The following is a 13744-nucleotide window of genomic DNA, read 5'->3' as shown; positions in this document are numbered from 1 at the left end:
ATCACACCCTCTTCTAAAGTATTTCCTTCTTCATTTAATATACTATGGATTTTTCATTTCTGAAAGAAATCACCCTTACATTTTGTTATTTTTTGAAAAAAAAAGCAGCCGTCTCAAAAAGAGGCGGCTACTTTTAATCTATCAACAATCCAACGTTGTCATATCTTCATATGTCTCACGGCGAGCAACTAATTTTGCTTGTCCATCTTCGACAAAAACCACCGCTGGTCGAGGATTTCGGTTGTAATTACTTGCCATTGAATAACCGTAAGCCCCCGTACTACTAATGGCCAATAAATCCCCTGCTTTAACTTCTGGCAATAAAATATCTCGAAGTAAGACATCTCCTGATTCGCAATATTTACCAACCACTGTGACTTTCTTGACTGAATCATGCCCCTCACGATTCGCTAAAAATCCATCATAAACCGCTTGATACAAAGCAGGCCGTATATTATCACCCATGCCACCATCTACGGAAACAAAATGACGAACACTAGGAACCTCTTTTTGTGCGCCAACTGTATAAATCGTTGTGCCCGCTTCGGCAATTAAACTGCGGCCTGGTTCAATCCAAAGCTCAGGCAGTGGATAACCTAATTGTTCACAATGACCTTTCAAGGAATAAACAATTTTTTCAACAAATGTTGCTGGTGCTAATGGCTCATCTTGCTGCGTGTACTGCACACCAAAACCACCACCCATATTTAAAACACGTGCTGTAAATTGATGGACTTGCCGCCAGTCTTCTAAAATAGTGAACATTTTTTCAACAGCAGCTAAAAAGCCTTCCACAGCAAAAATTTGCGAGCCAATATGGCAATGGACCCCTTGTACATCAAAAGAGGGGTTTGATAAAAGGCGAACGAGCGCTTCTGTTGCCTGGCCACTTGCAACATCAAAACCAAATTTTGAATCTTCTTGGCCTGTCAAAATGTAATCATGTGTTTCTGCATCCACGCCAGGACTCACCCGAAAAAGAACTTTTTGTGTTTGGTTTCGTGTAGCTAATAATTCTTCCAACAAGTCAATTTCGTAAAAATTATCAATGACAATTGTACCTATTTTGTTATCCAAAGCATAACGTAATTCTTCAGGGGTTTTATTATTTCCATGGAACTCAATTTCCGTTGGTTCCATGCCCCCTTTTAAAGCTGTGAATAGTTCTCCACCAGAGACAACATCACAAGCAATATCTTCTTCCTTTAACACTTGATAAATAGCTAAACAACTAAATGCTTTACTTGCATAAACCACTTTATTTTTGATACCTAATTGATTTAACGTTTGTTTAAAACCACGTGCCTGCGCGCGAATATGAGCGACATCATAGACAAATAACGGCGTCCCGAATTTTTGCGCCAACATTACGGTGTCACAACCACCGATTTCTAAATGATTTTCCCGATTCATTTTTGCTGTACCAAATAACATGTTTTCCCGCCCCTTCATTTTGTTTTATTAAAAATCATAGCATAAAACCCAGTAGCTTCCTATAATTTTCCACATTTTTCTCTGACTTTCTCCTGTTGCTTTTTTTCGCCAAATAGCCTACAATAATTGGCATACGAATAAAAAACCTTTATTATCAACACTTTAATCTTTTAAATTAAAATTGGTATATACAAAAAAAGAAAGAAGGCAGATGACTTGGCTACACTGAACCGCGATCAACAAATTGAAGAAATTATTAATTTGGAAGCAATTTTGAATTTACCGAAAGGAACAGAACATTTTGTCAGTGATTTACATGGTGAATTTGAAGCTTTTGACCATATTTTAAGAAATGGTTCTGGGCGAATCCGAGAAAAAGTTCAATTTTTATTTAAACAAGAATTAAATGCCCATCAGATGGACGAGCTTTGTTTTATTATCTACTATCCAGAAGAAAAATTAACACTTTTAGAAAATGAAAGCGCCCTCTCTTATGAATGGTGGCTATTAACGATTCGCCGTCTGGTTGAAATCGTCCGTTCTTCTTCGATGAAGTACACACGTTCTAAAGTTCGCAAAGCCCTTCCTGAAACCTATGGGTATATTCTCGAAGAATTGATTTATCAATATGATGAAACAACAACCAAAAACGGTTACTATCAACAAATTATTGAAAAAATTATTTTACTAGGTGAAGCCAAACGTTTCGTGACAGAATTAGCTTATCTAATCCAACGTCTGATTATCGATCACCTACATGTTATTGGGGATATCTATGACCGGGGGCCAGCACCAGATAAAATTATGGACCGATTAATGTCCTATCACTCCTTGGATATTCAACTAGGCAATCATGATATGATTTGGCTGGCTGCTTATAGTGGTTCACTGGCTTGTTTAGCCAATGTAGTACGTATTTGTGCTCGCTATGGAAATTTAGATTTGTTAGAAGAACGTTATGCTATCGATTTAACCGCCTTAAAAAAATTTAGTTTAGAAACATATAAAGAAAATCCTGCTTTTGCACCCAAGAAAAATCCCTATCGTGCGTTAACTGAAGCTGAAAAACAAGTAGCGATGCGTGTGCAACAAGCCATTGCCATTATTCAAGAAAAACTAGAAGGGCAAATTATTGGTCGACGCCCTGATTTTAACTTGGCACATCGGCTACGCTTAGATAAGATTCAAGGGGAAACTATTACTTTTGACGAATGTCGTTATACATTAATTAACAGCTGTTTCCAAACCGTTTCTGAAGAGCAGCCTTACCAATTAACACGTGAGGAAAAACAGATAATTGATGATTTATTAACGCAATTTCAGTCTTCGCCGCGGTTAACAAAACACATGCGCTTTCTAATGGAAAAAGCTTCTCTTTACCTTGTGTATAATCAAAATTTATTGATTCATGGCTGTCTGCCTCTGAATGCGGACGGTACTTTTCAAGCTTATACATTTAAAGGCCACTCCTATTCAGGAAAAGCTTTAGTTGACTTCTTTCAGGAAATGTTAGAAGAAGCTTACGCTCAGCCTGCTATTACAGATGACTATGCGACAGATTGTTTATGTTATCTTTGGTGTGGCGAAGGCTCCTCATTATTTGGTAAACGAGCTATGAAAACCTTTGAGCGTTATTTTCTCGCTGAAAAAGAAACACATCATGAAGAAAAGAATCCTTACTACTCTTTGCGTGATACGGTTGAAGTTTGTGAAAGAATCCTAGATGAATTTGAAGTGACTGGTGAAAATCGACATATCATTAATGGCCATACACCAGTTAAACGAACAAAAGGCGAATCGCCAATCAAAGCAAATGGCACGCTTCTCGTAATTGACGGCGGCTTTTCAAAATCTTATCAGACAATTACTGGAATTGCTGGTTATACATTGTTGTACAACTCGTTCGGGTTACAACTGACCGCGCATAAATCTTTTTCTAGTAAAGAAACAGCCATTTTAAATAATCAAGACATTCATTCCATCAAACAAGTCATCGATCGCCCCTTACAGCGGCTATTAGTGAAAGATACCACTATCGGCAAAGAGCTATTAAAGCAATCGCAAGCACTCCAAAAACAAATGAAACAAAACCAGTAGTGCCATTAAAAAGACGCTTGCGCTCTTATCCGAAAAATGATTAAATGGAGGAGTTGAGAAAATATCTATTAGAGAAACGGAAAGGGTTTTACATTGAAGAAACAGCAACTCTCACTTTACGGCACCATTTTCTTTCTTTGCTTTTTCCTAATTGTGGGCTTCTTCTTCTCAAGTCGTGGCGAAGATTATGCCAAAGAATCTGAACAAAAAGTTACAATTGATTCCGCCAAACATGAGAAACATACGAAAGACAAGGAAGAAAATAATTCAGCAAATACAGTATTTTTTGATAAAATAAATGACCTGCTCGTCGCTTCTGTCAAAGAATTTGAAGGAACGGTCGGGATTAGTTATTTAGATTTGGAAACTGGCGAACAACGTTCCGTGAATGGCCAACATGAATTTTATACAGCTAGCACTATTAAAGTGCCACTGACGATGCTAGTCGCCGACACGGTTGCTTCTGGTCAAAAAAAATGGACAGACCTGATTCCCTATAACGCCGAAGAAGATTATGAAGAAGGAACTGGGATCATTGCCTATAATATCCAACCAGAATATCCATTAAAAACGTTACAAGAATATGCCATCACCTATTCTGATAATATCGCTAAAAATATGCTCTATGACACATTGGGTGGTGATGCAAAAGCAAAACGAGAAATGTATCAGCGTTATTTGCACAAGACACCTTCGATTGAAGAGCCACAATTTTCTTCGGAAGATGCGCTTGTTATTCTACAAAAATTATATACTGAAAAAGCAACAAAACCAGATTACCAAGCGATTTATGATTCTATGAAACAAAGTGTTTTCCATGAAAGAATGGAAACTCCCACAACTCAAGGAAAAGTTGCTCATAAAATTGGTTCCTATGATGAATTTATTCATGATATGGGGATTTTAGAAACACCTCACCCCTTTGCTTTAGCAATTTTTACTAAAGGACCTGATAATGCTAAGAGTGCTGCGTTTATTGCTTCAGTGACAGATAAGTTATGGCAATTACAGGTGTCTGAATATCCTAATCAATAACAGTTAAAAAATACCCTTGGTTTATTAAGACGACTTAATAAACCAAGGGTATTTTTATTGTTTGTTATTATTATCCGTTTGTACAGACAACAACTTCGTAAAACGTTCTGCCAACATTTGGTGGGCATCAATTTTTTTGGTTCCTTGTGCTTTTGTTGCAAAACTAGCAAAGTTTAAGCCAGCCCCAAATAGTTGTAACGCACCGTTGCCTAAATCTCCCTTTTTAAGAGCTTCAAGCCCATCTTCGATAAATTGGTTACTTTCATCTAAATGACACTCAGGAAGATATTTCACGCCGTGATGATATCGTTTTACATTCAGAATAATTTGCTTCGCGGCTTCTTCTGAAATAGCCGCTCCCAAGTTTAACAGTAGCTCATTGATTGGTTCCACCAAGCGAGCATAGTCACTTTCGTATTTTTGACAATTCAGTGCAATCACTTTGCGGCGTTCTTCATTTTTCATTTTTTCCACTCCCTTTTTTATTAAAAACGAGCACGAAAGCTACCAACTGGCTTCGCACTCGTTCTTTCTAACCATTAATTTTCTTTGTTCATGCTTTTAATTTTAATTAGACGTGTAATTTCGCCACGTTCATTTTCTTCTAATTTCATTTGAATGTAGTAAATTGTTTCTTCTAATTGTGGAATCGTCATATACTCTAAGGCGTTGACACGACGACGCGTTTTTTCAATTTCTTTTGATAATAATTGGCACGTCTTTTCAACATTTGCAAGTGCTAATAATTTCGGTAAAATGCTTGAAATTTTAGCAAAAGCTTGATCAAGCTCGCTGTTTGAATTTACGTAGCCATAATCTAAGGGTGCTTCTTGAACCGATTCATCGTAATCAAAAATCATTTTAGGAACTGGCACACTTAAGATGTTCTGTTCAATAATTTCTAATTCAACTTTTTCTGCTGGAATTGCCACTAACTCTTCAATAAAGGCTTCGTTCAACGTTGCGTTTGCCAATACAAAATTTGATAACGCATCCGTCACTTCTTGTTCAACCTGAATACGTAACTCATTGTTTTCTTTGACTAGAGCAATAAACCGTCGCATCAATTCATCTTGTTTGTCTTTCAGCAACTTATGACCTCTCGTGGCCGTAGTTAACTGTTTTTTCAATCGGGAAAGTTCCATACGGGTTGGATTAACATTTAATCGAGCCATTTTTCTACTTCCCTTCAGTTAAGTATTGATCGAGCATATCCTCTTTAATTCGTTTTAGTTCTGTTCTCGGTAGCATACTTAATAGTTCCCACCCAAGATCTAACGTTTCTTCAATCGAACGGTTTGTATCGAATCCTTGGTTGACATATTCTTCTTCAAAACGTTGGGCAAAAGCTGCGTAAATTTTATCGACATCGGAAAGAGCTGATTCTCCTAAAATGACAGCTAATTCTTTGGCTTGTTTCCCTTGTGCATAGGCTGAGAACAATTGATTCATCGTCGCTGCATGATCCCCGCGCGTTTTGCCTTCGCCAGTTCCTTTGTCTTTAAGACGGGAAAGTGATGGCAATACATCAATTGGTGGTTGGATACCGCTCTTATATAGTTCCCGGGACAAGATAATTTGCCCTTCTGTAATATAGCCAGTTAAATCGGGAATTGGATGTGTTTTATCCTCCTCTGGCATTGTTAAAATAGGAATCTGTGTTACGGAACCTTTTGAGCCACGAATTCGTCCTGCCCGTTCATACAACGTTGCTAAGTTCGTGTAAAGATAACCTGGGTAACCACGACGTCCTGGAACTTCACGGCGTGCTGCTGAAATTTCTCGCAACGCTTCGCAATAATTGGTCATATCCGTCATGATAACTAAGACATGCATGCCCTTTTCATAAGCTAAATATTCAGCAGCTGTCAAAGCCATTCTAGGTGTTGCAATCCGTTCAATGGCTGGATCATTCGCTAAGTTCATAAACAAGACTGAACGATCAATTGCGCCTGTTTGACGGAAATCTTCCATAAAATATTCCGCTTCTTCAAAGGTAATCCCAATGGCCGCAAAAACTACGGCAAATTCTTCTTCACTATTTAACACGTTGGCTTGTCTGGCAATTTGTGCTGCTAATTCTTTATGAGGTAAGCCAGATGCTGAAAAAACAGGTAATTTTTGACCACGAACTAAGGTATTTAAATGGTCAATCGCTGAAATCCCTGTTTGGATGAACTCATCGGGATAATCACGAGCGACTGGATTGATAACTTCGCCGTTAATATCTAATTTTTTCTCAGGTAATAATTCTGGTCCATTATCTTTTAAGCGACCTAAGCCGTCAAAAACGCGCCCCATCATATCTGGCGAAACCCCTAATTCTAAAGGATGTCCCAGAAAGCGAACTTTTGAATCACGAATATTGATGTTACTCGTTCCTTCAAATATTTGGACCATCGCTTTATCTCCATTGATTTCTAAAACTTGCCCTTGGCGAATTTCGCCATTTTGCATGCGTACTTCAATTAATTCTTCGTACTTTACGCCTGCCACTTTTTCAACAATCATCAGAGGACCAACGACTTCATTGATTGTGCGATATTCTTTAATCATTCGTCATTCCTCCTTCAGCAATGATTTCTTTTATCGTTGTTTTAATTTCTGCTTGTAAACGATCCAATTTTTCTAATTCTTCTTCTGGTAAATACTTGCTACGAGCAATGCGATCACGGATTTCAACTGTTCCCGCCATTAACTCAGAGAAATAAGTGCCTAAACTTAAGGCTTTTTGACCTTCTTCACCAAAAGTTAGAATCAATTGCAACATTTTCGCTTGTTTGGTTCGAGAAGTGAACGTATCCACGTCATCAAAAGCATTTTGTTGCAAATAGTCTTCCCGTAATGATTTGGCTGTTTCCAATGTTAAACGGTCTTTATCCGACAAGGAATCAATCCCAACCAAACGAACAATTTCTTCCAATTGAGATTCCTCTTGTAAAATCCGCATCCCTTCAGCTACCATAGCGGCCCAGTTCCCTTGCAATTCCAAGTCTAAATATTGCCCTACTTCTGTGGAGTAAAGAGAATAACTTTGCAACCAGTTAATAGAAGGAAAATGACGCTTTTGTGCTAATTGAGAATCTAAGCCCCAGAATACTTTAACAACGCGTAACGTATTTTGGGTGACAGGTTCTGATATATCCCCACCAGATGGCGAAACCGCACTAATCGCTGTAATGCTTCCTTCACGATGATCTTTTCCTAACGCGATGACTTGTCCTGCTCGTTCATAATATTCAGCTAAGCGGCTACCTAAATAGGCTGGATAGCCTTCATCACCAGGCATTTCTTCTAACCGGCCACTCATTTCTCGTAACGCTTCTGCCCAACGAGAAGTAGAATCTGCCATAATTGCGACTGAGTAACCCATATCACGGAAATATTCTGCAATGGTAATCCCTGTATAAATCGAGGCTTCCCGTGCCGCTACCGGCATATTTGACGTATTCGCAATTAAAATCGTCCGATTCATCAAAGACTCACCAGTTGTTGGATCAATTAATTCTGGAAATTCATTTAAAACATCTGTCATTTCATTCCCGCGTTCCCCACAACCAACGTAAACGACTAAGTCGACATCGGCCCACTTAGCAATTTGGTGCTGAACGACTGTTTTTCCAGCGCCAAATGGTCCTGGAACTGCTGCCGCTCCGCCTTTCGTAATTGGGAAAAAGGTATCAATTACGCGTTGTCCGGTCACCATCGGTACTTTGGGACTTAGTTTTTCTAAAATGGGACGTCCCCGCCGAACGGGCCATTTTTGCATCATGCTAAAACTTTCTGTTCCTTTAGCCGTTTCCACTGAATAAACTGTTTCATCAATGGCAAAATCCCCTGCTTTAATTTCGGCAATCGTTCCTGAAACGCCGAAAGGCACCATAATTTTATGTTGAATAATCGCTGTTTCTTGAACCACACCAACGATGTCACCTGCCGACACTTCTTCACCAACTGCCACAGTCGGTTCAAACGTCCATTTTTTCTCACGATCTAACGCATCAATTTTAACGCCACGGCCTAAAAAGTTACTGTGGGTTACTTCTTGAAATGTATCCAATGGTCGTTGAATACCATCAAACATTTCGGCAATTAAACCTGGGGCTAATTCAACAGATAATGGTTCTCCTGTTGAAATAACTGGTTCTCCTGGTCCAATGCCTGTTGTTTCTTCATATACTTGAATCGAAGCGACGTCGCCTCGCATTTCAATAATCTCTCCGATAACGCCTAAATCTCCTACATGACAAATGTCTTGGATACTAGCATCTGACATGTTTTCAGCTAAAATCAAAGGACCTGAAACTTTGACAATTTTTCCAATTTGCACGCTCATTCTCCTTTGCATTATAAAATATTTTGTCCAATTGCTTTTTCAACATTTTTTTCAATCTCACTTAAACCGATTCCGATTGTACCATTATGACTTGGGATTAAAATAATCGCTGGTGTCACTTGTTCTTTGTATCGTTCAATCGTTTCTTCTGCTAAAGTAGAGGCTTCTTCCGTTATGAAAATGACACCAAACTTATTTTTCGCCATAGTTTCAATGGATTCTCTAACTTGCATTTCTGAAATGGCATGATGGACCTCAAAGCCAAACAGTTTAAATGGTAAGATTGAATTTTTGTCTCCAATGACACCAATTTTATACCCCATTGACTTTTCGCATCCTTTCTCGAATTTTTTCATTTGAAAACCCACTATGTTTTCCGACCAAAATTAAACGTAGATTTTTCCATTCAACCTCTTTCGCATTCAAAAAGGCTAGTAATGGGAGCGGCCCAAAAGCAACCGTTCGACCGTTTTCATACATTGAGGTCAGGTAATCATCTTTGAGTTTTTCAAAAGCCAATAAATTTAATTCATTGGTTTCTTTATTGATAATCTTTTCTAATAGTTGTCCGTAATTCGTTGTTCTGACAAATGCTGTAAATTCTACAAGTGACTTTTCCGCATAGGTCAACAGTTCTTTCTTTGAGATACTGCCAGCGCTAGAAAGCACGGTTGATAAAAAGTTACTGTTTTGATGTTGAACAATCCCTCTAGCCATCGTTGATAGATTGGTTAAATCAATAAAAGCGATGACTTCCTTCGTTAACTCTTCATAGCCCAATTCATCCGCTAATTTTCGCTGTTGCTGTAAAAATGCTCGATCATAAAGGATATCAATTGCTTGTGGCAAACCGCCTTCTTCCAGATAGGCAAAAACATCACGGATCACTTCTAATAATGCTGGCTCAAGTTCGGAAGAGTTTTTTGTATGAATGGCGCTTTTGACTGTGTTTAGAGAATAACGACCATCCTCTAAATAAAGATAATCAAAATCTTTACCTGTTTGCTCAGCTTTCGTCAAAATTTTCAAGTTATGGAAGGTAAAACGCATCGTATACAACGTTACTACAGCTGGTTCTGGAGCCATTTCATATAACCAGCGATAAAGATTTCCCAGCGCTTCAGAAGAATGGTAGTCAAATTTTTCTTCAAAAGTTTCGGTTAAATAAGGTTGATAAACCGTACTTTTTAACATATTTTTAACGTCTTCAACTGTTTCCGCTTCTAAAAGTTGTTGAAACTGTTGCTCAGAAAGCAGCTCCGTTTCTTTTAAACGAATCAGCGGATTAATTTGATGATACGTTGGTTTTCTCATGCTACGTCCTCCCTTCTTAACTGAAAAGTTTTTCTGCTACTTTAAAGCCTTCTGTTTTTTGAATCTCTTCAACTAATGCTGAAAAGAGAAAATTATAATCCAAACCGTCTTTTGCAACGATAAAGCCACTTTCTTTTGGAACAACTTCCTCTGAAAGCTCCCATTGAACAGTAGCATCAGAAAGAGCGGTCAGCCATTCTTGCGTCACTTTCGTTTGAGAATACTCGCCTAAAAGAATGGTTGCTTTTCCTGTTAATTCAAGTGAGCCTAATTGTGCTTTCATAAATTGTTGAAATTCTTCCGCTGACCATTCACTCATCTTTAAGACCACTTCGTCAAATAATTGGTTAAGATATGCTTGTTTTTTATTTAATGCATCTTGACGAATTTCTAGTGTTTGCCGTTGTTGGCGTTGTTTAAATTCTTTTAATAATTGTTGTTGTCGTTTTTCTATTTCATGTTCTTGCTTCAGCAAAATTTCTTGTTGTGCTGCTTGGAATTCTTGATCGATGCGCGTTTGTTCACTGGTGACATAGGCTTCGACTTCTTGCTTTCCTTGCTGCTTAATTTCACTGATGATTTTTTCAATGGCATCCATCCATCTGCCTCCTCAATTATTTGACGTTCAATACAAGTAAGAAGGAAATTACGAACCCTAAGATGGCATAAGTTTCAACCATGGCAGCATAGATAATTCCTTTTGTTGCATGTTCTGGTTTCTTCGCTAAAATTTGGATCCCCGCAGCGGCTACACGACCTTGGGCAATCCCAGAGAACAATCCAGCAAAGGCAATTGGTAAAGCTGCTACAAAATAGTTCAATCCTTGAACCATACTCATATCGTTTCCTAAGTTAATATAAATTAAGAAAGCAATAACGAAACCGTATAGTCCTTGTGTACCTGGTAATAACTGTAAAATCAACGCTTGACCAAATTTTTCTGGCTGCTCCGTCGTTAAAGCTGCTGCTGCTTCCCCAGTAAAGCCAACACCTTTGGCTGATCCAATCCCAGCAAAAATTGTTGCCATCGCCATTCCTAATACTGCAAAAACAATTCCACCATTATTATTAATTAAGTAATCCATCATCTCTATTTTCCTCCAATAAATAATTTTCTATTTTTTCTCAACATTGACATACTTTTCTTTTGTTTTTAGCGGATTAAACGCCCGGCCACCGCCTGTGTAAAATTTTCCAAAGAACTCAACATATTGCAAACGTGCGCCATGAACATACGCACCTAATAACGATAAGAATATGTTTAACGCATGTAAAACAATTAACAGCAAGATCCCCACGCTAAAACGGGCAACTGGCGGCATGAACTCAACGAGCATATTAAACGCTGAAGCAATACTTCCCCCAGCAATTCCTAACGCCATCAAACGTGTATAACTAACTAGGTCACCGACATAACCTGTCACGCCGTATAATCCATACAGTCCTTTGGCTAAGCCTTTTAATTTGGTCTTCGATTGAATCATTGGAATCACAATAATTGCAATGGCAGAAAGGCTAGCTAAAATCGCACCTGCTGTAAATAAGCCTTCATTTTTAACCACTAATTTACCAACGACTAACAATGCTAAACCAAACAAAATCCCTAACCAAGCGTAACTTTCGTTAATGCTATCTAAATAGCGCTTTTGTTTTGATAACTGAATCCCATTAATCATTAGACCGACAACCAATTGGATAAACCCAAAAATAACCGATAAAATAAGAATCGTATTTACATCTTCGGTCGTTGATAAAATCGGAAATGGTGATTTGATTCCAAACATTGTTGGCGGTAATGCTGCACCGAAAAACGAACCGTAAATGAAGCCCCAAATAATTGTTGGAAATGATAAAATCAAGAAAAAGTCGGCAAAACGTTTCATGCCTCTCGGTAAAACAAATGCTTTCAACGCAATAATAGACAAGAGTAGCATCAGTAAGCCATAGCCAATATCCGCTACCATCATGCCAAAAAAGACTAGATAAAACGGCATCATCGCAGGTGTCGGATCAACTTCTTCATATTTTGGTAAGCTATACATCTCTGTTAACATTTCAAACGGCTGCACCAATTTATTATTCGCTAGTTTAACTGGTATATCTGTCTCAATTTCCGCCTTCGTAGGATTTTCAAAAGTAAGAGCTATTTCGTCCTTAGGAACTTTTTCTTCAATCGCTGTCAAAATATCGGCTTTTTCTTCGACTGGAATCCACGTTTGCAAGATGAAAAATGATGAAGCATTTAACAAATGTTGACGTGCTTGTTCTCTTTGGATAACCGCCAATAAGACTTCTTCAGCCAAGCAAAACGTTTCATAGAAATCATGATAAGAAGCCAGTTGTTGCTTTAAGGCTTTTTCTTCTTTTTGTAAAATTTCATATCGTTCTTTGACTTGTTGATATGCCTCTTTAGGCGGAACATCATAACGGTATTGGAGTGGTTCAAAACTATATTGGTTTAATAACTCGGTTACACTCTGCTGATGTTTCTTCAGGTAAACGAGTGTAAAATAACTATGATGCATACTTTGATAAATTTCTTCAAAATAAACCGTTGGCCATTGAGACAAAGCGCTCAAGAAACTGGCTTTATTGGCTAGATTTATCGAACCATGAACGACATGACTACTTTTTAACTGCTGTTTGTGTGGTAGAACATCCAGATATTGCCAGCGGCCTAATAATTCTTCTTCTGCTTCTAACCCTTGACGATCCGTTTGAATTTGTTTCAAAGATTCTTGAATATTCTTTAATTCCGTCAAATAGCTTTGTAATGTTTTTTCATCAAAGGTTTGTTCCAACTCTTCTAAGGTATAGACTTTTCTTTTTATCTTTAACCCTTTTCCTGAAGAGCGTGTCAAAAATAAAAGAAGCTCTTGCAATTGTTGTAGCATCGTTTCATATTTACGTAGCTGTTCAGTTGACTGTTCTGCTTGTAAAAAAGAATATTGACTCTTTAAGGCTTGTTCTTCTTCAGGCGAATGAAAAATCCGTTTTACTTCGACAATTTGCAAGCCTTGAATGGCTTGTAGAATTGCTGCTTCTTTTTCGGCAGCGGCAATTATTGTCATTTTTTCCATTTTACTAACTGCCATAAACGTCTTTCACCCTCTCAATAATTGAATCAATGACTTGTTCTTTGTTCGCTTCATAACGTTCGTGAAGCGCTTGTTCAGTGCGCTTTGTTTCATCTAAAAGTTGTTCTTTTTCAAGTTGTAACATCTTTTCTTGCGTTGCTAGTGAATCCGTCAGCACTTTTTCAACAGCTTCTTCACTCTCTTGACGTAGTTCAGCTAAACGTTCTTGCTTCTGTTCTTCATATAAACGACAATTCATCTTAGCTTGTTGCCGATGCTCTTCCACCGCATCCTCCGCTGCCTTGATTTGCTCTAGTACTTCTTGTACCATTGTCTCCACCTCCTTAGTTTTTACACCTTTAGCATATAAGAAAAAGGACTAGCGAAATAGAGATACGCTCAGCCCTTTTGTTTTAGGTATGCAAAAAGGCGCAAACTCAAAAATTGTTCT

General features: G+C 38.2%; 13 protein-coding genes and 1 other annotated feature (1 of these 14 running past the window's edge). Of the genes, 2 read left to right on the top strand and 11 right to left on the bottom strand.

Annotated elements, in window-relative coordinates:
- Nucleotides 1-141: 141 nt before the first annotated feature.
- Nucleotides 142-1452 (bottom strand): diaminopimelate decarboxylase, encoded by a 1311-nt coding sequence (gene lysA / locus IGJ52_RS06375; RefSeq protein WP_173958619.1) that lies wholly within the window; start codon nucleotides 1450-1452, stop codon nucleotides 142-144.
- 198 nt (nucleotides 1453-1650) lie between these two features.
- Between lysA and IGJ52_RS06370 the strand changes: the two genes are divergently transcribed.
- Together IGJ52_RS06370 and IGJ52_RS06365 are read left to right on the top strand one after the other, a co-directional pair.
- Nucleotides 1651-3531 (top strand): fructose-1,6-bisphosphatase, encoded by a 1881-nt coding sequence (locus IGJ52_RS06370; RefSeq protein ID WP_438791977.1) that lies wholly within the window; start codon nucleotides 1651-1653, stop codon nucleotides 3529-3531.
- Nucleotides 3532-3684: 153 nt separating this feature from the next.
- Complete coding sequence (locus IGJ52_RS06365; RefSeq protein WP_002374908.1) at nucleotides 3685-4566, top strand: serine hydrolase; 882 nt, start codon at nucleotides 3685-3687, stop codon at nucleotides 4564-4566.
- Nucleotides 4567-4620: 54 nt separating this feature from the next.
- On the opposite strand, the gene IGJ52_RS06360 is transcribed toward IGJ52_RS06365, so the two are convergent.
- The 10 genes from IGJ52_RS06360 to IGJ52_RS06315 form a co-directional block, all read right to left on the bottom strand.
- Entirely contained in the window at nucleotides 4621-5031 is a 411-nt protein-coding gene (locus tag IGJ52_RS06360; protein WP_438791976.1) for a hypothetical protein, read from the bottom strand.
- 74 nt (nucleotides 5032-5105) lie between these two features.
- On the bottom strand, nucleotides 5106-5741 hold the full coding sequence (locus IGJ52_RS06355) for a V-type ATP synthase subunit D (protein WP_002357673.1): 636 nt from the start codon (nucleotides 5739-5741) through the stop codon (nucleotides 5106-5108).
- 4 nt (nucleotides 5742-5745) lie between these two features.
- Nucleotides 5746-7122, bottom strand: coding sequence for a V-type ATP synthase subunit B (locus IGJ52_RS06350; RefSeq protein WP_002357674.1), 1377 nt, complete (start codon nucleotides 7120-7122; stop codon nucleotides 5746-5748).
- A complete protein-coding gene (locus tag IGJ52_RS06345; RefSeq protein ID WP_010713426.1) occupies nucleotides 7115-8896 on the bottom strand; it encodes a V-type ATP synthase subunit A in 1782 nt (593 codons plus the stop codon). Before IGJ52_RS06345 ends, IGJ52_RS06350 begins: the two co-directional genes overlap by 8 nt.
- A 17-nt stretch (nucleotides 8897-8913) precedes the next feature.
- On the bottom strand, nucleotides 8914-9225 hold the full coding sequence (locus tag IGJ52_RS06340) for a V-type ATP synthase subunit F (protein WP_438791975.1): 312 nt from the start codon (nucleotides 9223-9225) through the stop codon (nucleotides 8914-8916).
- Entirely contained in the window at nucleotides 9215-10216 is a 1002-nt protein-coding gene (locus tag IGJ52_RS06335; RefSeq protein ID WP_002366645.1) for a V-type ATPase subunit, read from the bottom strand. Before IGJ52_RS06335 ends, IGJ52_RS06340 begins: the two co-directional genes overlap by 11 nt.
- A gap of 16 nt (nucleotides 10217-10232) precedes the next feature.
- Nucleotides 10233-10814: a V-type ATP synthase subunit E gene (locus tag IGJ52_RS06330; RefSeq protein ID WP_002365627.1), complete on the bottom strand. Its 582-nt coding sequence runs from the start codon at nucleotides 10812-10814 to the stop codon at nucleotides 10233-10235.
- A gap of 16 nt (nucleotides 10815-10830) precedes the next feature.
- The gene (locus tag IGJ52_RS06325; RefSeq protein ID WP_002363905.1) at nucleotides 10831-11304 is read right to left on the bottom strand and encodes a V-type ATP synthase subunit K; all 474 of its coding nucleotides are present in this window, start codon (nucleotides 11302-11304) and stop codon (nucleotides 10831-10833) included.
- A 27-nt stretch (nucleotides 11305-11331) separates the two neighbouring features.
- Nucleotides 11332-13311 carry a V-type ATP synthase subunit I gene (locus IGJ52_RS06320; RefSeq protein ID WP_438791974.1) on the bottom strand — a complete coding sequence of 660 codons (1980 nt, stop codon included), beginning with the start codon at nucleotides 13309-13311 and terminating at the stop codon, nucleotides 11332-11334.
- A complete protein-coding gene (locus tag IGJ52_RS06315) occupies nucleotides 13301-13624 on the bottom strand; it encodes a V-type ATPase subunit F (RefSeq protein ID WP_002381927.1) in 324 nt (107 codons plus the stop codon). The genes IGJ52_RS06320 and IGJ52_RS06315 overlap by 11 nt, the downstream gene beginning before the upstream one ends.
- A 116-nt stretch (nucleotides 13625-13740) precedes the next feature.
- Nucleotides 13741-13744: a sequence feature (sodium ion sensor (DUF1646 type); this cis-regulatory element may regulate processes involved in with the transportation of sodium ions), on the bottom strand; it runs 44 nt beyond the window's last position.

The organism is Enterococcus sp. DIV1758 (assembly GCF_051711985.1).
In the GTDB taxonomy this organism is placed as follows: domain Bacteria; phylum Bacillota; class Bacilli; order Lactobacillales; family Enterococcaceae; genus Enterococcus; species Enterococcus faecalis.
This window is presented reverse-complemented; position numbering and strand designations above follow the sequence as displayed.